We start from the raw sequence: 19,335 nt of genomic DNA on the forward strand, positions 1-19,335 counted from the left end.
GTGAAACTCAGTTATGAAATGACAAGAATTTTCTCTTATCAATAAAAACAGAGKTTTAAGTAAGTACGGCTTAGAGAGTTCAAAAAATAGTTTTGAATGTCTTCTTTGGTTTGATAAATAGAAATTTCTGTTTTTAATCTTTCCATTTTATTCTTTATTTTTTTTTGATCCGCTAATAAACAGAGGCAAGATCCGCCAAGAATTAGAGCCAATATGGAAATAATAATCGATTTCATAAGTCATTTTTAAATTTTGCGAAGATCAAAACCGGATTTGCTATATCTTCTATAGATTTTGTGTGGTTGTAGACATCCTTTCCTAGTATTTCTATTGTAGTTTGCTCATCAATTTCTCCTGAGGATAAATACTCCTTGATTTGCAAAATGAATTCGCCAGATATGTAGCTTATGAACATATCTTTATAAATCCCAACGTTGTTATTATTCACTAAAATACGTTGAGAAATCAATTCATCAGTCATAATTAGCCTATTGGTTTCTTTAAGATATAATCCCCAGAGTATATTTGTTCCTTTACGAAATTCAAATTGTATGGCATCACTCGTTTCATAGTAAGTAAATAAACCTTTCACAATTTGACTTTTTAAAGATCTGTTAAACCAATTTTTGAAGTCTGTTAAATTTTTCCATATCGATGTTTTTTTTACTGCCATATCGGTAAAATCAATCCAAAATTTTGGTTCCATTTGATCATCAGAGTTTATTGTGTATATGGTGTCATTAAGTGTGTGAGTAAAGCCTATGGTGTAAATGCCTCCTGAAAAAGGATTTTCATAATCTACATAAAGGTTTTTTTCTTGTTTTTCAATAGGTAAATAACGATTTAGTATTTCAGCATCTTTCGTGAAACTGTAGAATTTCGAACAATTTTCTTTTGAAAAACATTGGTTATTGGCATAGCCAATAAAACGGGCCGAATCTAATAGACTCACCTTGTCTAACACGATGTTTTCCAGTTCAGTCGTATAGCCTGTAAATACTCCATCCTCCGTACTGTACCAGATGATCTTATCACCTTGCAAAACGCCTATTTCATTTGTGATCGGGTCTAATACGATATCTCTTAATTCACGATACTCTCCTGAACCCTTACCTATTCGGCCTAACTTAAATAAGAATTTACCATTGAGGTCAAAGCAAAATACCGTTTGTGCCAAATCGCTATCAAGCACGAATATCTTTTTCTCATGTCTAATCACTTTATTCATTTTGCCGATTAAACTTGCTTCTGTAGCCTCTAAAGGAACTATAAAGTACTCAGATACATTATCATGTGTAACAGTAAATGACTTCTGAATATCTTTTGATCGAACGGTAATCTTTTTTAATTTCGGTGATGCATCGGCTGCGCTAGTAGGATACGTCTTCTGTCCGAGGGAGAAGAAGTGAATGTGTAGGCAGCAGATGCATAGAAGTAGTGCACGAAAGTGAGTCATATTCATAGTAATGATTTAATTCTTAGATTGTTCGTCTTATATATGTCTGTTGAATGGCATGTTGAATAAGGTTGAAGGATGTTATTAACGTAATTTTTTGTAGATATAGTAATTAGAAGCTTAATCCGATCAAAATCAGTGGTAAAATTCAAATAATTTATAATTTCATAGATCATTTTTAAATTTTGAAAACACTAAAATGGGGTTTGCCACTCCATCTAACGATATCATATAATCATAAAAATTTCTTCCGTATGTATTAATTAGGTCTTCAATTTCATTTTCAGCAGAGGGGAGGAATTCACTAATTTGCAAAACGATCTCGCTAGAAAAATAACTGATAAACGTATCCTTGTAAATTCCTACATTACTATTAATAAATAGTACTTCGTCAGCAAAAATGTTTTCGCTTAAGATTAGTTTATTAGTTTCTTTAAGAAATAGTCCCCAAACTAAATCAACGCCTCTGCGAAACTTGAACTGAATGACATCATTTGTTTCATGATAAAAAATCAAGCCTTTTACTGTTTTATTTTTTACTGTTTTGTTCAACCATTTTTTATACTGTTTTGTGCTTTCTGGTAGCTCAAATTTGTCATTAGAAGCCATGTCGGTAAAATCAAGCCAAACTTTTGGCACCATCCTACCGTGTCCATTGATCGTATAAATGGTGTCGTTTAGTATGTGTGTAAATCCAATGCTAAACGTACTTCCTGAAAAAGGATTTTCATGATCTACATAAAGGTTTTTTTCTTGTTTTTCAATAGGTAAATAACGATTTAGTATTTCAGCATCTTTCGTGAAACTGTAGAATTTCGAACAATTTTCTTTTGAAAAACATTGGTTATTGGCGTAGCCGATCAGACGAGTAGGATCTAATAGACTCACCTTGTCTAACACGATATTTTCCAGTTCAGTCGTGGCGCCTGTAAATGCTCCATCCCCCGTGTTGTACCAGATGATTTTTTCACCTTGTAGAACGCCTATTTCATTGGTGCTTGGGTATAATACGATGTCTCTTAATTCACGATATTCACCTGGCCCTTTACCTAAGCCGCCTAGTTTGAATAGAAATCTTCCTTGGAGGTCAAAACAGAAAACTGTTTGGGCCAAATCCCGATCGAGGACGAAAATTCTTCCCTCATGCCTTATGACTTTGTCTATTTTTCCGATTAAGCTCGCATCCGTTACTTCTAGTGGCACTACACAGTGTTCAGACAGTTTGTCTCGGGTGACCGTAAAGTCCTCCAAAATATCTTGTGATCGAACGGTAATCTTTGTTAGGTCCGGTGATGCATCAGCTGCACTAGGATACACCTTCTGTCCGTGGGAGAAGAAGTGAATGTGTAGGCAGCAGATGCATAGAAGTAGTGCACGAAAGTGAGTCATATTCATAGTAATGATTTAATTCTTAGATTGTTTGTCTTACATATGTTTGTTGAAGATGAAACAAGAAAAAGCAAACACAGTAAGATTACCTTTCTTAGGAGCTTCATTTTCGTATTGAATAATGTGCATTAAATGCGGTCACCTGCCCGAGATCGTACGAAGTGCTTCATTTTCACCTTACCCCTAATTTCTCCACTGCTCCTTTTCTGCTGAACATGCCGATACAGAATAATCTAGTGGTCGACAAGGTGATTACCTTTTATTTCTTGAAGTTTTGTATGGCTTTAGTGAGGATTCCTATTTAAATCAAAATTAAATCTTTCTTTTCTATTTGCAAGTATTCTGCTAAAAAATTATCCTTTTAAGGTAAAAATATCTTTTTCCTCTATTTAGGGTTGTTGGAAGTAGACAAAGAGGCTGCATTTGGCCTAAATAGACCTAACATAAGTAAAAATAGGACGTACTTGCAGCTGTCGCTGGAGCTCCCTTTCACTTTAGCAGTCTGCACACCAGCCTGTGTCCACTTACTTCCAAAAGTTCGGCATCAAAATCTATTCATTCAACGGGCACGGAGTAGCGTATGTCGCCAGGGGTATAAGAAGTGTAAGGTAAGAAAACCCACTACCGATGTAATCGGTTCTCAGTCTTCCTCCTGTTTAGGATGGGCCTGAGGATTCATGGAAGGCTCTTCCTCTTTGCGTTTCGGGATTTTCGGCTGGCCCAAGCCTAAGCTTCCTCTTACCCCAGATAATGTGGCCCGCCACCAGTAGTTGAAAATAAATTTGTCGCTCGGGTTCTCCGCATAGATCCGGGAACTTACCGTATTGCCGAATATTTTTCGCGGGTTATTACTGCGCACCGCGAGTACGTTTATAACGAAGGTCAAGACGCCCTTTCTGCCACGTGCTTCTTCTAAAGTGCGTTCGTCGAGGAGTGCGAGGTTGAGGTTTTTGTAGTACAACTTCATGCTTCCACGAGCATCGTACTGGTCCGCTGTAAATTTCCAGCTGGCGCCATTAAAGGTTCCTTTGCGCACGCGCGCGAAGGCGTTCGGCTCCAAAATCGAATTGATAGTAGCCAAATCGAAGGAGTCGGCCCGGGCATGCAGGGTCATCGGATAGGGGGCTTCATAGCGCATGAGGCCTTCGAGACGAATTTTCGCCTGCCCATTCAGGTAAGCTTGTGCCTGAAGGTTTGTTTTTTCCAGTTCAAAAGGAAAGTCTTTGCTATCCCCCATGTGCAGAGGACCCAAGGTGGCCTGAAGGCGCTCGAAGGTGATTGTGCCTGGCACAAAGCCATTTTTAGGAAATTCTGTATAGCTCACCTGCGCATCCTTTAACTCCATACTGTCTAAGCGAACTAGAAACGGAAGCTGACGCATCAGCGCCTGTGGCATTTCCTTCACTTTTTCCAGCTCTGGGGCGCGCTTGTCCTTAAAGATGCGGAAATCAGCACCCTCAACCTCTAAAAACCGACCGAAAAGACCACCCTCGGAAAGAGAGGTTTCCAAGTCCGGCTCATGCAGTGTCAAGCGCGAAATCTGAAGCTCCATCACATCTACCTGATGCCCCTTCTTCCGCGTGTAAGCAAAGGGCCCATAACGTGGAACCAGCGCCACGTCCTCCAACACGATGCGCTCATTCGAGAGGGTAAGGTAGCCGAGGCGAACCTGGTTTAAGCTATCCGGCAGATTAAATCGATAATCGGATAGTGTGATATCGAAATTTTTATTAATTAAGGTGTTCAGCGAAACACGCTCTGCCTGCTTGCGCAGATCAAAAGTGAGGTCATCCAAAGAAAGATTAAGTGAGCGCAGATTCTGGCCTGTCGAATTTCCTGATTGACGCTGCAGGTCGAAGTCAGCCTCCTCTACCCGCAGGCGATCGATGTGTACAACTTCCAGAAAGGGGTCTTTTTCTTCTTCTTCTTCCTTATTCGCACGCTCGATGCCAAAAAGGTTTTTTTCGACCACCATAGGGTGCTCGGGGTCGAGGCGTAGCGCGATCGATGGCTTGAACAGACTTACTTCCTTTAGCTCTAGTCGCTTACTCTGCTGCAGTTCTTTCAGCTGATGTGTTTTCACAAGAAGACTCTGAATCGCTCCTTCGATCAGCGGCTGCCCGGGTTTCGGCTTGTCGTGCTTGGGGGCGATCTCTAAGTTTTTCATCAAGATCCCCTCGTAGCGCGTATCGAAAGATACCGACTCGAAGGTTACCTGATGCATTTCATCGGCCAAGTCCAAGCGGAACGCATCTACCGTCAGCTGGATATCGTCGAAGAAATCGGCTATTTGTCCCTGCTCTAGGCGGTCCGGATCCAGTTTAAAGCCATCTATCTGGAAAAAAACGGCCGTATTAATAATTTGCTTTCGAGCGCCCTCCTCGATCAGATCCACCTCGATCCGCGCACGCTCAGCCATAACCGTATCGATGCGTATAGCGGTAAGTGCCTTCGGCAAATTCCGGTCTCGGCGATCTCCCGAATCATTTCCAGCCTCTTTTTCTCCCTCCACATCGTTATTAAACAGCAGCGTTACCGTAGCATCGGATAGCTTGATTTTATTCAGCAAGAGTTCGCTATCGAATAAAAACGACTCCAGGTCCACTCCTGTAAATGACAGCGAGGGTGCGACAGCGGCAATTTTAAAATTGCTGCGGAAGGAGGCATTCGGCCGCAGACGAACATTTTGGCTGGTGATTTCCTCCCGCTGACTATTGAAATTAATGGCATCCACCGTGATGGCATAGCGACCATCCGCCAGATCGAAGACATATTCGTTTAAGCGGATATCCACTTCTTCAGAAAATAAATTGCTGAGCTCCTTATTGTCCGTATCTGGGCGCACCTCAAAACCCTGGATACGGATATTGACCTTGTCTTCAGAAAAGGTTTTCATGTTTTCTCCCACCTTATTTTCGAACGATAAGGAGCCCGAAGAAATCAGCAGCTCACGAACAGCCACCCGATTAAAGTAACTGCTTAGCAGCGCCACGATATCCGCTTTTTCCTCTTCCACAGAAAGGTTTTCTGTATCCGCTTCAGCCGCCTGAGCGGCAAAGAATTTGGTGATGGCGATCTCCGGAGCTGGAACTTCTATTTTTTGGATCAGCAGCTCCTTATTGAAATAGGCCCGCTTGAGATCTGCCCCGTACGCTTTAAACTGCGGGACGTGAATAGCTAAGCCGGTGGTTTTGCTTTGATCCCGCAGTGTCTCCTCTAAGCTGGCCGTATCCAGAGCAGCGATGCGGAAATTATCGATGGAGACTTCCTTGGTCTTGGTGTCCAAGCGCAGGTGATCCGCACGGAACAGGTGCACATTATCGGCTAACTTCAAAGCATAATCAGAAAGCTCCAGTGCCAAGTGCTGGGCATAAAATATACCCGCATCCGGACTGTTTTCCGTTTCCTCATCCAGTCGAAACGCCTCCAGTTTTAAGTTGAAGCGCCCAAAAGAAAGGCTGTCCTGCTCCTGCAGCGAGCGGTTGTCCACGGTCAAGGCTCCCTCCTGAATCTCAAACTCCTCGATGTAAATGGCCTGTAAAAAATCCTTCGTCAGCTCCCGTAAGTCTAGTCCGCTGCTGCTTTCCTGCTTGCGGCTAAGGTCTTTAATGTCAAATTCCGGCTTAACGATCAGCAATTTCTGCACATCGAAAATCCCTTCATTATATACTTTCTTCAGGTTCGCTTTTTCGATAGAAAATTCGGGGAGATTCACTGCTAGCAGCGTGCTATCACTGTTTCCACCGCTTCCAGGGTTAGGTCGGATGGTGAACTTTTCTACCCGCACCAGATCTTCCTTCGAATCTAGGCGGGCGAATTCAGCGCGAATGTCGTGCAGGCGATCGTTAAGCCGCACAGTAACCTCATAAAGTTCCATGGCAGCTTCCGCTGCAAAGAAAAATTGATCCAAAGCCTCACTTTCCGGACCGATATAAACGGCGTCCATCTGCAAGTCCAACCGGTTAATCTCTACCCTTTTGCGCTCGCGCTCCTCCACCAGTGCCTGGCTGAAGGTGCCTTCCTCGATGCGCAGTTTTTCCACGCGAATTTCTTTTAAAATTCCCTCCACGAGTGGATATAAATCGCCGGCATCTACTGAGTTTTCTTTTTTGGTCGCTGTAGAAGCTTCACTAAGAGCTTGCCTGCTGTAAACGTGTACCTCCGGCTGATGCAAGTGTAGATCACCGATGATGACCTCACTGGTATAAAAGACCTGTTGATGTCCGCTTCCGTGATCGCCAGCTGATTAAAGCCTAGTTCTAGGTAGGTCTTGCTTTCTTTTTCGAAATTCGGGCGGACACGAAGTGCCTTCGCTCGAATAAAGGATTCCAGCGAAGAAATACTCACATTATCGGCGAAGATCGTGTGGACAGAATCGGCCAGTAGCAGCTCGAAGCGGGAGAGCTCGATTTCGAATCCTTCTGCATTCAGGGGAGTAGCAGGGTCTCTTTCCTGCAGCAGGCGCATGTTTTTTAGGTAGATTTGGGTCTTTTCTGCTTTCATGCTCCGCTGGGCGATAAAGTTCTCTAGCAGCAGGTCTCCGTCTTGGATGTATAGGTTGACGATACGTATTTCCTCAAGCACACTGCGGAGAAAGTTTTTTGGAGCTCCTGCTCCAAGACCTGAAGGGGACTTTCTGAGGATTCAGATTCCGAACCATCTTCCAAGCCCTCCAGCAGGTTTTCCTTAAAATCGTTCAGCGCAAAATCCAGCTCAGGGCTTTCGACGCGCAGGGTTCCGATCCTAAACTCTTTTGTTAAAAACTGGTAAAATAGGCCCTTCAGGCTGATATGCTTCAGGGAAACCCGGAAAAGGGGGAGCTCACTTTCGAGTGCCTTCATCTCCTCCCTGCTGAGTAGGGGTTTAATTTCCAGCTCGCGGAAACCGACGCCCCGCTCTAAAAAGGAGATGTAGAAGCGATCGAACTCCAGGGCATACTTGCCTTCCGACAGTTCTGTCACCTTTCGCTGCAGATAACCACGCAGGAGCCAGTCGGCGCTAACATATAGCGCGACATGAAGGGCGAGGAGCAGGCCTATGAATAACGCAAAAATGCGAAAGGCTTTTCTTTTGTGGATGGGTTTCTGCACGGATGTGGTTTAGGCTTGTACTAAAATACAAGGAATTTTTGAGCTTTGCTGTGGTTCTTGGTTTTTTAAGTCCCTTCGTTAATCCATTTCTAACGGAATCAAAAGACTAACGTTGGCTTTTTGGAAAACACAAAGGGAATGCCAAGTTTCCTGTTCGCAAAACCGTAACTAGGCCACAGTGCTTTAGGGTAAATCCTTCTGTGATACCTCGCATAGGCCGTGTTTTCAAGAGTACAGAGGGGGGGGGACAAGTATCCGGGTGAACTGGGTAAGGGGAAAAATAAAAAAGCTATGAAAAGAATTTTCATAGCTTTAGTCAATTAACAATAAACCCAAAATAACCTGTGTAGTGGAAGGGATCGAACCTTCGCCATTGGATCTCCAGATCACTACTGTCAAACATTACTGTCTAACAACACTACAAATATACGGCAGAAAGTTGATTCTTGAAAATACCGAAAGAAAAAAGGCTAAAAATTACACAATATTTATTTTCAAGGCTTTAAAATGGTAATTTGGTTTTTGGAAACGATTGCGGAAAGTATTTTTTTAATAAACTCCGAAATAGACAATCAGTTTTCTGTTAGCGATTTCTCGAAAATTTTAGGCTTATATGCTTAAATGTTAAATTTTAGGCCGAATACTTAACAACCTGTTAATACGGAAGCTGAGAAGTACTAAATAATTAGCCTAATGTTGTAGTTTTTCTATTTTTGCAGCTTTTTGCCAGTTTTGACGCCTTATTTATCATTATACTGCACGTAATGTGTCCATTTGTCGAGCACCTGCTGGAAGTCCTCTGGAAGTGGGCATTCGAAATACAGCTTTTCTTTCGTCACGGGATGTACGAATCCTAAGGAGCGGGCATGTAGCGCCTGCCGCGGAAGCAGCTGAAAGCAGTTTTTTATAAAGGCCTGGTACTGGGAGAAGGTAGTGCCTTTCCGGATTTTGTCTCCCCCATACATGGCATCATTAAAGAGGGGATGGCCCAGGAATTTCATGTGCGCTCGAATCTGATGCGTCCTGCCCGTTTCCAGTTGGCAAGCGATTAAACTTACGTAGCGTAGATTTTGCAGAACCTTCCAGTGGGTTCTGGCCGGTTTCCCCTGGCTATTATCCGGGAAAGCCTCCATCACCTTTCTGTCCTTAGCGCTTCTGCCGATGGCCGCATCTATGGTACCCGTTTCGCTTTGGGGCTCGCCCCAAACCAAGGCATAATACTCCCGCTCGATGCTATGGTCGAAAAACTGCCGCGCCAAGCTGGTCATGGCATCCTCTGTTTTCGCGATCACTAAAAGTCCGGAGGTGTCCTTATCGATGCGGTGCACCAGGCCCGGTCTGCCTGAATTTCCGGGAAGGGTGGGCAGCTGCTGGAAGTGATGCACGAGGGCGTTCACGAGCGTCCCGGACCAGTTACCATGCGCGGGGTGCACCACCATGCCAGCAGGTTTATTCACGACCAGGAGGGTCTCATCTTCGAATACGATATCGAGGGGGATGTCTTCAGGGTAAACGGTGCTATCACGCGGCGGCTCCTCCAGAAGGACCTGGATATGGTCTTCGGGCTTGATTTTATAGTTAGCCTTCGTCGGCTGCCCATTTACGAGCACCTGGCCGCTGTCGATCGCTTGCTGCACCTTACTGCGGGTGGCATTCGCTACTTTATCGGTCAGAAACCGGTCGATGCGGGTGGGCTGCTGGCCTTTATCCACATGGATTTCATGGTGCTGGTAGAGGGAGCGCCCATCGCCACCCGGAAGGGCGTCGTCTTCCTCATCATCTTCGAACATGCTCATGGCACAAAAGTACGGCGCTTTCTAAAAAGTTTCGGATCTTTAGGCGTTTAAATTCCCAACTCCATGCAGTTTCCCGCCTCACTTCCGCTAAGCACACTCAGGTTTCCGCTGAAACATGCGGACTCGGGCCTTTTTCCGCGCGTGCGTCTACTGCGTTTGGACTTGGTACATCCCCTGATTTCAGGCAATAAGTTTTTTAAGCTCTTCTATGCCCTGCAGGAGGCGCGAGAGCAGGGTTTCGGGCAGCTACTCACCTTCGGTGGGGCCTTTTCGAATCACCTCGTGGCCACAGCAGCAGCGGCGCGGGAGTTCGGCATGCGATCCGTCGGGATTATACGCGGGGAGGAGCTGCGGGACAAGCGCCCGCGCAACCCCACCCTTTACTGGGCGGAGCGCTGTGGCATGGTGCTGCACTTCGTCCCGCGCACGGCTTATCGCCAAAAGGAGGGGCAGGACTTTAAAGCTGCGCTTAAGCGAGCATTTGGTACTGTCTATTTTATTCCTGAAGGGGGAACTGGCCCCCTGGCAGTGAAGGGGATGGCGGAGGTACAGCGGTATATTCCTGCTGATGTGCAGGATATTTTCACTGCCGCAGGCACGGGGGGAACTGCCGCAGGCCTCATTTTGGGCGGGCAGCCCCAGCAGCATGTGCATGTGCTCCCCGTGCTAAAGGGGGATTTCATGGAGGGTGCGATTCGGCAGCTTTTGGCACCCTTCCCGATGCAGGGTGCCCCTTGGTCCCTATGGCCAGACCCAGCTCATGAAGGCGGATACGGGCGTTTTAGTGCCCCGCTATTACAGTTTATCCGCGATTTTTATCAGGTAAACGGCATCGTTTTAGACCCTGTGTACACGGTCAAAGTACTTTTTTCACTCGAACGCTTCTTGAGGGGCGATTTGCCGCCGATGGGGAGCTGCTGGTGATCCATACCGGTGGGCTGCAGGCAACTGGGGCTACCTCTTTCAGGGGGCGCCGCATGGAGCGCTGCCTTTGGCTATGTTCTAAGTGGTCTAATCCCTTCGGTGTGTGTGTTTTCGGATAGATTCTCAGCTGGAATAAGCCTGCTTCTGAAGTTTATTTTGGCCCTCGGGCCAAATTAGACGTCGCCATCAGGTCGCTTTCATCTGAAAGAGATCCTGCTGCTCCTCTCGGGGAAGGATTTCCAGCACATTCGCGAGCACGAGGCGCACCAGGGTTCGCGAGGCTAAAAAAATGGGCAGCTCTGCGGCGCGGGCATATTCATGGACGGTGATCTGCCCCTTCTCTTGGAGAAGCTGCATCAACTTGGTTTCCTTCTCCCCGTAGGTGAATACGGCGGCGTCGGGGCGGTCGATTCGCTTCAGGATTTCCCACATTTCGCGGCTGGCCTTTATGCTTCGGTCGGCGACCCGCACGTACGCCTGCCGCTGGGTCCCTTCCTTTACCAGATGCGGGCGATTCGGGGAGCAGGCCACATAGAAAACGGCTACCCCTTTCTTTTCATTCAGTTTAAAGAGGCTGAGTTCATACCCCAGTGCGGGGCGGATGTATTTTTCAATGGCATTTTCCATGACGAAGATCTCCTCCTCGATGAAGCGCTGGCCGCTAACCGTGCCATCATCATCCACGCCGATGAGCAGATGGCCCCCTTCTGTGTTCGCGAGGGCCACCAGTTCGCGAACGATTTTCTCGGGGTGAGTGGCCTTTTTCTTAAATTCGATATGAAGCCCCTCGCCCCTTGCCGCCAGGCGATGTACGTCAGATAGTTGCATAATGTGAAGGGAAACGGGTTATGAAGCAATTCGTTTAGCAGGGAAAAAGCCTTTACTTCGCTTTTCCTCCCTTAGTGGCGGTGGTGCCGCGTTCGAGCTCCTGAAGGCGGTCCTTATAGCCCTGCCACTCGTCGCGGAGACGGGCGGCCTCCATGAAGTTGAGCTCCTTGGCGGCCTTTTCCATGAGCTTTTGGGTCTGCCCGATGAGTTTTTCCAGCTTGTCTTTCGACAGGTACTGCACCACCGGATCGGCAGCAGCTTTTTTGGCATTTGGCTCGTCGGCATAGACCTTTGTGCCGCGTTTGCTGTCCGCCACCTTGGTCTGGCCCATGATTTTTTCTTTGCTCTTACGCACCGTCAGCGGTGTGATGCCATGCTCCTCGTTGTAGGCCTGCTGCACACTGCGGCGGCGATTCGTCTCATCGATGGCCACCCGCATGGATTCTGTGATCTTGTCGGCATACATGATGACCCGGCCGTTTTCATTTCTGGCCGCCCGGCCAATGGTCTGTACCAGGGAGCGCTCATTCCGTAGAAAGCCCTCTTTATCGGCGTCCATGATGGCCACTAGGGAGACTTCAGGGAGATCCAAGCCTTCTCGGAGTAGGTTTACACCGACGAGCACATCGAAAATGCCGAGGCGGAGCTCGCGCAAAATCTCTACGCGGTCCAGCGGTTTCACCTCAGAGTGAATGTAGCGACTTTTTACGCCTGCACGCTCGAGGAACTTCTGGAGCTCCTCCGCCATGCGCTTCGTCAGTGTGGTAACCAGAACACGGTCGCCACTTTGGATCGTCTGATCGATTTCTTCGAGAAGATCATCGATCTGGTGGGCACTGGGCCGCACTTCGATGATCGGATCCAGCAAGCCTGTGGGACGGATAAGTTGCTCCACGACAACCCCTTCCGTCTTGGCCAGCTCATAATCTGCTGGTGTGGCGGACACGTAGATCACCTGATTCGTCAGCCCCTCGAACTCATCAAATTTCAGTGGGCGATTATCCAGTGCCGAGGGTAGGCGGAAGCCATAATCGACGAGGTTTACCTTGCGTGCACGGTCGCCTCCCCACATGGCGCGCACCTGCGGCACAGTCACGTGGCTTTCATCGATCACCAGCAGGTAATCGTCTGGAAAGTAATCGAGCAGGCAGAAGGGGCGGTCTCCCGGGTTTCTGCGGTCAAAGTAGCGTGAATAGTTTTCCACCCCACTGCAGTAGCCCAGTTCGCGGATCATCTCCAGATCAAATTCTGTACGTTCCCGAAGGCGCTTGGCTTCGATGAGCTTCATGTCCTTTTCGAAAAAGGAAACCTGCGCCATCAGGTCGTCTTGGATTTCATTTACGGCCACATCGATGGTATCTCGACCGGTGACGAAAAGATTTGCCGGGAAGATGCTGATGATTTTCTCATCGGATTGTTTTTTCCCCGTGGCGGGTCGATGCGCTGGATTGCCTCGATTTCATCGCCCCAAAAATAAATTCTGTACCCGAAGTCCGCATAGGCTACGAAAATGTCCACTGTATCCCCTTTCACGCGAAAGGTGCCGTGCGTGAGTTCTTGGTTCGTGCGGCTATACAAGATATCGACCAGCTTGTACAGCAGTTGGTTCCGGGGTATGCGGTCTCCCTGCTGGATGCGTATCACATTTTTACCGAACTCATCGGGGTTCCCGATACCGTAAATACAGGAAACGGAAGCGACGACGATGACATCTCTTCTGCCTGAGAGCAGCGCCGATGTGGCGCTCAGGCGCAATTTTTCTATCTCTTCGTTAATCGAGAGATCTTTTTCGATGTAGGTGTTGCTAGTCGGAATAAAGGCTTCCGGCTGGTAATAATCGTAATAAGAGATAAAGTACTCTACCGCATTTTCGGGGAAAAACTGCTTAAATTCCCCATAAAGCTGTGCCGCCAGGGTTTTATTATGGCTCAGCACCAGTGTCGGTCGCTGCACCTCTTGGATGAGGTTCGCCACTGTAAATGTTTTGCCTGAGCCAGTAACCCCCAGGAGCACCTGCGCCGGGTCGCCATTCCGCACCCCCTGCGCTAAGGCTTTGATCGCCTTGGGTTGATCGCCCGTAGGCTTATAATCCGATTGAATCTTAAATTCCATACACCTTTCCCTAAAGAGTGATAACGCCGAAAGACCCGTAAATGGTTTAGGCTTTTCTATTTCTCTTGGCTGCGCGCCAGCGCCCGAAACTTCTCCCAGTTGTAATACAGGAAATTACTGCGCAGGATCAGCACCAGCACCAGCGGAATAATCGCGGGGTGGAAGCTTTGCCAGCCCAGTATCCACCAGATGATCGCGATGTCGGCCAGGATAAGGACGGCTAAGAAATACTTACGCCACCAGCTGTCCAGTTGCTTCCGAAATAGGAGCGGTAGCAGCAGGAGATGTCCCGGGAAAGTCCAGAACAGGTTCCAGTTCCATTTCGTCTGGGAATGATAGGTCAGGAACCAAAGCGCCAGGATGACGAGTCCCGCCAGCCCTAAAATACTCCAGTAGACGACATCGACGGTAAAGTACAGTTTCTGCTTCTTAAAGCCGACGTAAGTCAGTAGGATCATACCGATGCCGAAAACCCATCCAAGCAGGTAAGGATTAAAGGGGCTAAATGCTGGTTCTGGCCGTTCGAAATCCAGCAAAACGCTGCTGCTTTTAACCAACGGGCGTGTGGGACCATCGCCTTCGATGCGGGCATAGGAGAAAGCCCTTTCCATGTAATCGGGCAAAAACTGTTTTTCATAGGCGCTCGCTTGTGCATCGATCACACTGCCCAGCGCGAGATCTATCCCGAAATCCGCCCAGGGCATGCGTTCCTCCACATACTCATCGATCAGCTGCCGGAAGGTTTGCGGCTTGTCTTCTGGGGGCTTCGCCCAAATCAGCTGCTTGCCCAGCACTTCTTCCAGGATATCTCGGATGCGTGTGGCGCAGTTATCATAAAAGAAATCATAGCGGTAGTAGCGATTATCTGGTCGATAATTAAGTTCCAGGGCGGCCAGCAGGTCGCGGGTCTGCTCAGGGTTTAAGTCCAGCACCTGTTCACGTACGCTGCGGCGAAAATACTGGTACTCTGCCATAAAGCGCTCATAGGTGGTCAGGCTGAGCATGTAGTCAAGCGTGCGCTGCGCGAATTTCACATAGAAAAAGGGCGTGTTAAAGTCAAAAGTGCCGTAGTTATAGACCAGGTCTCTGCCGGAGGATTCTTCTATAATGCGGATGGCGCTATGGCCGAAAGCCGAGTATAGCTCTTCTCCTGGGTCGCAGGTAAGCAGGCTGATCCGATAATTTTCGGCCCGAAGGAGAGGGGATAGGGCAAAAAATAGGAGGGTGAGTAGGAGGTTTTTTTTCATCGTTTTATTTGCCGAAGGCCTAAGCGGAAGCAAATTTACACAATTCCTTCAGAAAAGTAGACCTGCCAAGATTCCGATCGCGATGATGGAAGGGGAGTTTAGGCGGGTGAACTGTAGTAGGCAGTAGCTGGCGAGAATGGCGATGAGGTTGAGGGCATTGGCCTCCATGGGGGCAAAGAGAAGGAAGGCTGCCGCGATCAGCATGCCACTGCTGACGGCGTTTATGCCTTCGAGGGCGGCGCGCACGGGGCGGTATTTTTTCAGCTGATCCCAGAAGCGTATCACGAAAAAGATCAGAAAGGTGCCGGGCAGAAAGATGCCGGCTGAGGCGACGATGCCCCCGAGGACCAGGCCGCTGAGCCATATTCCCTGCCTGAAAGGCGCCCACGTAAGCGCTGATGCTGAAAGTAGGTCCGGGCATTCCCTGGGAGATCGCATAGCCGGTGAGGAACTCTTCCGAGCTGAGGTAGGCTTTAAATTCCACGAACTCCGTGAAGAGATAGGGGACGAGGACTTGGCCTCCGCCAAAAATTAGGCTGCCATTTCGGTAAAAGTTTTCGAATAGCAGGATGAATGGATTGCGCGTCAGCGCGCCGAGTAGGGCGGCCCCGAGGAGCACACCGCCCCAGAGGTAGAAGTTCGCCCACTGGATATGGAGCTTTTTGTCCCCCTCTTCTTGTGGCTGCTTTTTATAGTTGAGCGAGGTGATGATACCCCCTGCGAGGAGGAGTGCAGGAAAGACAAAAGGGGAGTTATAAAAAAAGGAGAGGAATGCGGAAAACATCATAAGAACGGCGCCCAGCGTGGTGGTGACATCTTGAAGATGGTTTTTTGGCCGGCATACAGGATGAAGCCGATCGCCATGGGCTGGATGAAGCGGGCAAAATTCAGGGCGCCAGGGGTGTTCGCTTGCAAGAAGTCGATGAGGTAGGCGGCGCTGATCATCAGCATACTGGCGGGAAAGATCCAGGTGATGAGTGCGAGATAGGCGAGGGAGGGGCCACCGAAGCGAAAGCCGATGGCGGAGATGAGTTGGGTAGAAGTAGGCCCCGGGAGAAGCTGGCATAGTGCGTGCAACTCCCAGAGCTCTTTTTCTTTCAGATACTTGCGTTTATTCACGAGTAGGTCTATCGCCATGGCGAGAAAGGCCTGAGGACCACCAAAAGCGGTGACTGAGAGTGTCAGAACATCTCTTAGGTAGCGGTAGTACTGTATCTGACGCGCTGTCATTTACTTGCGTAGCCCAAGTTCGCGCAGACGTTCTTCGAGGAATTCCCCGGCGGTAGCGTCTTCGAACTGTTTTGGGTTTTCAGCATCTACGCAGCTGTCTAGACAGGTAAGATCCATTTCCGAGCGTGGGTGCATGAAGAATGGAATGGAGAACCGGCTGCTGTTCATCTGCTCACGTGGCGGATTTACGACACGGTGGATCGTGGATTTTAATTTTTTATTTGTCAAGCGCTCCAGCATGTCGCCTACGTTCACTACGATCTGGTCAGGAAGTGCGGTGATCGGGATCCACTTGTTGTCCTTACGTAAGACCTGCAGGCCATCTGCGCTAGCACCCATAAGGAGGGTGATTAGGTTGATGTCACCATGTTCTGCTGCACGTACAGCATCAGCGGGCACGGCATCTGGGTTTTCGATCGGGAAGTAGTGGATTTGACGCAGGATAGAATTTCCGTAGGCCACTTTGTCTTCGAAGTAGTCCTCAGGCAGTTCGAGGTAAAGAGCGATGGCGCGGAGCATTTGCTTACCTGCAGCTTCTAGTGTGTAGAAGGTTTCGAGCGCGATTTCCTTAAACTCTGGAAGCTCTGCGGGGAAAACATTAGCAGGGTATTCGCTTTTAATCGGATCACTGTCGGGAATGCGGTCAAGCTCCTGACCCACGTGGTAGAATTCTTTTAGGTCTCCCGTGTTACGGCCTTTGGCATGTTCTTTTCCTTTGCCCGTATACCCGCGCTGGTAGCCGATTTCAGGATGCTCGTATTGGGATTTTACTTCATCTTCTAAGGCGAAGAATTTCTTAATCGAGCTGTAAAGCTTGTCTTGAAGCTCTTGGTTGAGTCCATGATTTTTAATCGCTACGAAGCCGATATTGTTATAGGCTTGACCAAGTGCGGCCACGAAGGCGGCTTTTTTAGCGGCATCTCCTGAAGTGAAGTCTGCTAAGTCTAGGGATGGAATTTCGTCGTATAGAATCTCTGCCATAATAACGTGTTGTATAGATGCGCAATTTAAAACTTTTTCAGCATATTATTATGCGCATGTGCTGGGTCTTCAACGTTCAGCTGCGGGGAATGTTTCGTGCTTTTTTTTCTCTATTCTTTTCAAAATGCCTGAAAAAGCGATATATTCGATATAAATCCACGACGCATGAAAAATACTTGGCTACTTCTGGCAGTGCTTCTGGTGTTTTGTTCTTCTTGTGATTTTAGGCAAAAGGAGAAAAAACGTGAGGAAAGTTATGTTTTTACACCTGAGGAGACGCAGGAGGCGGCCTTGGTTCATTTTTATTATTATGAAGAGGAGGCGGAGTACCCTGATGCTATCTTAGAGCTTTTTAGTCCGCTAGAGGAGCAGAACTTTGCGCCGGGGCGCGTACCTTTCGAGTTTAACATTAAAAACTTTCCCTTCGGAGAGGGTTTAAGTGGTTTTCAGTTGCAGCTTATCTTGAATGGTGGCGACCGGTGGGCCATCGCACGCCCCTTTTCGGGCAGGAGCTGCGTAGGGGTACTTACCGAGCGGTGGGGTTCTTAGTAGATGCGGAGGGCTTAGCGCTGAAGGAGTACGGAAATTATGTGTTTCGGGACTTTACGGTAGGGGAAAGTAGGCCTTTTCCAGAGGCGGATGCTCCGTTTTTAGCGGTCAACTTGCCCCATGAGGGCATGCGATTCGCTGCGGATACGGAGGTCACGGTGGATTTTTTAGTCTTAAACGGGGAAGTCGGCACGGATGGCCTGCGGGTGAAAATTTCCTTAGATGAAAGTTGCTCCTACCTGGCGGATGAGCTGAGTCCGGTTCGTATTTCCGGCATTCCGGCGGGGGAGCACGTGCTGCAGATTAGCCTGATCGATGCGGAGGGTCAAGCGGTAGAGGGGGCTTTCGGTTCGGTAACCAAGCGTATCGTGGTAGAATAAGGCAAGATTTTTTAGTAAACATGCTTATCTTTGTTTTTCATTTCTAACGAAAAAGCGAAGAGATTTATGTTAGTAGTAGCCACGATCCGTGAGGACTTTCAGGCAGTGTTAGCCGGCTTAGAAAAGCGTCATTTTCCGGATGCCGCCGCCACCTTAGAACGTGTATTGGCGCTCGATAAGGAGCGTCGTGAGACGCAGGTGCAGCGGGATGCCCTCCAGTCGGAGGCCAAAGCCAGTTCCAAGCAGATCGGTCAGCTGATGCAGTCAGGACAGCGGGAGGAGGCGGAAAAGCTAAAGGCCCGGATGGGGGAAATCAAGCAGCAGGTGAAGGAGCTGGAGGAGGCCTTTGCGTCAGCAGATCAGGCGCTTACGGCCTTACTGTACACGCTGCCGAATGTGCCCCACACGAGTGTCCCTGCTGGGAGAAGTGCCGAGGATAATGAGGAGGTCTATCGCCATGGAGACTTGCCTGTGTTAGGGGAGGAGAAGGTGGCACACTGGGACCTAATCAAGACCTATGATATTATAGATTTCGAGCTGGGAACGAAAATAACCGGTGCGGGATTCCCTGTGTATAAAGGCAAAGGGGCGCGTCTGCAGCGGGCTTTAATTAATTTTTTTCTCGATCAGGCTGCTGAGGCAGGCTATGGAGAGCTGCAAGTGCCGATTTTAGTGAATGAGGCCTCCGGTTATGGGACAGGCCAGCTTCCGGATAAGGAGGGCCAGATGTATGAGGCGACGGCGGATCAGTTGTATCTCATTCCTACGGCGGAGGTGCCGATTACAAACATTTTTCGCGATGTGATTTTGGAGAAAGGGCAGCTGCCGATTCGACAGGCGGGCTACACGCCTTGTTTCCGTCGCGAGGCAGGCAGCTGGGGCGCACATGTGCGTGGTCTGAATCGCTTGCATCAGTTCGATAAGGTGGAAATCGTGCAGATTTGTGCTCCGGAAGATTCCTATGCGGCGCTGGAGCAAATGTCTGCCCACGTGCAGGGGCTGCTGCAGCAGTTAGAGCTCCCGTACCGTGTCTTGCGCCTCTGCGGGGGTGATATGGGCTTTACTTCTGCACTCACCTACGATATGGAAGTGTATTCTGCTGCGCAGGAGCGCTGGCTGGAGGTGAGCTCGGTATCGAATTTTGAGACGTACCAGGCGAACAGGTTAAAGCTGCGCTATCGAGATGCGGAGAATAAAATTGCGCTGGCGCATACTTTAAATGGCAGTGCCTGGCGCTACCACGGATCGTAGCGGCGCTTTTAGAAAATAATCAGACGGCTGAAGGAATTAAAATCCCGGAGGCCCTTGTTCCTTATACAGGTTTCCGACTGATAGAGAGGCCATAAGAGTAAG

14 protein-coding genes and 3 pseudogenes are annotated in these 19,335 nt (G+C 48.4%); 4 read left to right on the forward strand and 13 right to left on the reverse strand.

Annotation, left to right across the window (positions count from 1 at the left end; all coding sequences use genetic code 11):
- Positions 1 to 232: 232 nt before the first annotated feature.
- From A3SI_RS04235 to A3SI_RS04260, 6 genes are all read right to left on the reverse strand, one after another.
- Positions 233 to 1,456, reverse strand: a complete 1,224-nt coding sequence (locus A3SI_RS04235) for a 6-bladed beta-propeller (RefSeq protein WP_238531594.1) — start codon at positions 1,454 to 1,456, stop codon at positions 233 to 235.
- A 165-nt stretch (positions 1,457 to 1,621) separates the two neighbouring features.
- Positions 1,622 to 2,851 (reverse strand): 6-bladed beta-propeller, encoded by a 1,230-nt coding sequence (locus A3SI_RS04240; protein ID WP_009053803.1) that lies wholly within the window; start codon positions 2,849 to 2,851, stop codon positions 1,622 to 1,624.
- Positions 2,852 to 3,485: 634 nt separating this feature from the next.
- Positions 3,486 to 6,914 (reverse strand): DUF748 domain-containing protein, encoded by a 3,429-nt coding sequence (locus A3SI_RS04245; protein WP_009053805.1) that lies wholly within the window; start codon positions 6,912 to 6,914, stop codon positions 3,486 to 3,488.
- A 23-nt stretch (positions 6,915 to 6,937) separates the two neighbouring features.
- Positions 6,938 to 7,429, reverse strand: a complete 492-nt coding sequence (locus A3SI_RS04250) for a hypothetical protein (protein WP_156810161.1) — start codon at positions 7,427 to 7,429, stop codon at positions 6,938 to 6,940.
- Positions 7,372 to 7,935, reverse strand: a complete 564-nt coding sequence (locus A3SI_RS04255; RefSeq protein ID WP_009053809.1) for a hypothetical protein — start codon at positions 7,933 to 7,935, stop codon at positions 7,372 to 7,374. Before A3SI_RS04255 ends, A3SI_RS04250 begins: the two co-directional genes overlap by 58 nt.
- 740 nt (positions 7,936 to 8,675) lie before the next feature.
- The gene (locus A3SI_RS04260; RefSeq protein ID WP_009053812.1) at positions 8,676 to 9,725 is read right to left on the reverse strand and encodes an RluA family pseudouridine synthase; all 1,050 of its coding nucleotides are present in this window, start codon (positions 9,723 to 9,725) and stop codon (positions 8,676 to 8,678) included.
- A 69-nt stretch (positions 9,726 to 9,794) separates the two neighbouring features.
- On the opposite strand from A3SI_RS04260, the gene A3SI_RS04265 reads away from it, so the two are divergent.
- Complete coding sequence (locus tag A3SI_RS04265; RefSeq protein WP_009053814.1) at positions 9,795 to 10,655, forward strand: 1-aminocyclopropane-1-carboxylate deaminase/D-cysteine desulfhydrase; 861 nt, start codon at positions 9,795 to 9,797, stop codon at positions 10,653 to 10,655.
- Positions 10,656 to 10,841: 186 nt separating this feature from the next.
- Here the strand turns inward: A3SI_RS04265 and A3SI_RS04270 are convergent, their stop codons facing one another.
- The 7 genes and pseudogenes from A3SI_RS04270 to A3SI_RS04290 all read right to left on the reverse strand — a co-directional run bounded on the left by A3SI_RS04270 (position 10,842) and on the right by A3SI_RS04290 (position 17,053).
- Positions 10,842 to 11,483 carry an AlbA family DNA-binding domain-containing protein gene (locus A3SI_RS04270; protein ID WP_009053815.1) on the reverse strand — a complete coding sequence of 214 codons (642 nt, stop codon included), beginning with the start codon at positions 11,481 to 11,483 and terminating at the stop codon, positions 10,842 to 10,844.
- Positions 11,484 to 11,535: 52 nt separating this feature from the next.
- Positions 11,536 to 13,595: pseudogene (gene uvrB, locus A3SI_RS04275) on the reverse strand (excinuclease ABC subunit UvrB).
- Between the two features lie 56 nt (positions 13,596 to 13,651).
- The gene (locus tag A3SI_RS04280; RefSeq protein ID WP_009053816.1) at positions 13,652 to 14,842 is read right to left on the reverse strand and encodes an Lnb N-terminal periplasmic domain-containing protein; all 1,191 of its coding nucleotides are present in this window, start codon (positions 14,840 to 14,842) and stop codon (positions 13,652 to 13,654) included.
- A gap of 48 nt (positions 14,843 to 14,890) precedes the next feature.
- Positions 14,891 to 15,280: a chromate transporter gene (locus A3SI_RS23130; RefSeq protein WP_394330348.1), complete on the reverse strand. Its 390-nt coding sequence runs from the start codon at positions 15,278 to 15,280 to the stop codon at positions 14,891 to 14,893.
- Positions 15,273 to 15,629 (reverse strand): annotated as a pseudogene (locus A3SI_RS23135) (chromate transporter); the annotation flags it as partial. The pseudogene A3SI_RS23135 and the gene A3SI_RS23130, both read right to left, overlap by 8 nt.
- Positions 15,626 to 16,072 carry a chromate transporter gene (locus A3SI_RS23140; protein ID WP_394330349.1) on the reverse strand — a complete coding sequence of 149 codons (447 nt, stop codon included), beginning with the start codon at positions 16,070 to 16,072 and terminating at the stop codon, positions 15,626 to 15,628. The gene A3SI_RS23140 and the pseudogene A3SI_RS23135, both read right to left, overlap by 4 nt.
- Complete coding sequence (locus A3SI_RS04290; protein WP_009053817.1) at positions 16,073 to 17,053, reverse strand: isopenicillin N synthase family dioxygenase; 981 nt, start codon at positions 17,051 to 17,053, stop codon at positions 16,073 to 16,075.
- Between the two features lie 165 nt (positions 17,054 to 17,218).
- On the opposite strand from A3SI_RS04290, the gene A3SI_RS20205 reads away from it, so the two are divergent.
- The 3 genes and pseudogenes from A3SI_RS20205 to serS all read left to right on the forward strand — a co-directional run bounded on the left by A3SI_RS20205 (position 17,219) and on the right by serS (position 19,328).
- Positions 17,219 to 17,602 (forward strand): hypothetical protein, encoded by a 384-nt coding sequence (locus tag A3SI_RS20205; protein WP_009053818.1) that lies wholly within the window; start codon positions 17,219 to 17,221, stop codon positions 17,600 to 17,602.
- Positions 17,533 to 17,982, forward strand: coding sequence for a hypothetical protein (locus tag A3SI_RS20210; protein ID WP_238531596.1), 450 nt, complete (start codon positions 17,533 to 17,535; stop codon positions 17,980 to 17,982). Before A3SI_RS20205 ends, A3SI_RS20210 begins: the two co-directional genes overlap by 70 nt.
- 66 nt (positions 17,983 to 18,048) lie before the next feature.
- Positions 18,049 to 19,328, forward strand: a pseudogene (gene serS, locus A3SI_RS04300) (serine--tRNA ligase).
- Positions 19,329 to 19,335: the final 7 nt, after the last annotated feature.

Source organism: Nitritalea halalkaliphila LW7, assembly GCF_000265075.1.
In the GTDB taxonomy this organism is placed as follows: domain Bacteria; phylum Bacteroidota; class Bacteroidia; order Cytophagales; family Cyclobacteriaceae; genus Nitritalea; species Nitritalea halalkaliphila.

What these genes read in the sequence shown, in the direction of transcription:
- A3SI_RS04235 (WP_238531594.1), bottom strand. Translation starts at nt 1,456, where the DNA reads ATGACTCACTTTCGTGCACTACTTCTATGCATCTGCTGCCTACACATT.
- A3SI_RS04240 (WP_009053803.1), bottom strand. Translation starts at nt 2,851, where the DNA reads ATGAATATGACTCACTTTCGTGCACTACTTCTATGCATCTGCTGCCTA.
- A3SI_RS04260 (WP_009053812.1), bottom strand. Translation starts at nt 9,725, where the DNA reads ATGTTCGAAGATGATGAGGAAGACGACGCCCTTCCGGGTGGCGATGGG.
- A3SI_RS04265 (WP_009053814.1), top strand. Translation starts at nt 9,795, where the DNA reads ATGCAGTTTCCCGCCTCACTTCCGCTAAGCACACTCAGGTTTCCGCTG.
- A3SI_RS04270 (WP_009053815.1), bottom strand. Translation starts at nt 11,483, where the DNA reads ATGCAACTATCTGACGTACATCGCCTGGCGGCAAGGGGCGAGGGGCTT.
- A3SI_RS04280 (WP_009053816.1), bottom strand. Translation starts at nt 14,842, where the DNA reads ATGAAAAAAAACCTCCTACTCACCCTCCTATTTTTTGCCCTATCCCCT.
- A3SI_RS23130 (WP_394330348.1), bottom strand. Translation starts at nt 15,280, where the DNA reads ATGCGATCTCCCAGGGAATGCCCGGACCTACTTTCAGCATCAGCGCTT.
- A3SI_RS23140 (WP_394330349.1), bottom strand. Translation starts at nt 16,072, where the DNA reads ATGACAGCGCGTCAGATACAGTACTACCGCTACCTAAGAGATGTTCTG.
- A3SI_RS04290 (WP_009053817.1), bottom strand. Translation starts at nt 17,053, where the DNA reads ATGGCAGAGATTCTATACGACGAAATTCCATCCCTAGACTTAGCAGAC.
- A3SI_RS20205 (WP_009053818.1), top strand. Translation starts at nt 17,219, where the DNA reads ATGAAAAATACTTGGCTACTTCTGGCAGTGCTTCTGGTGTTTTGTTCT.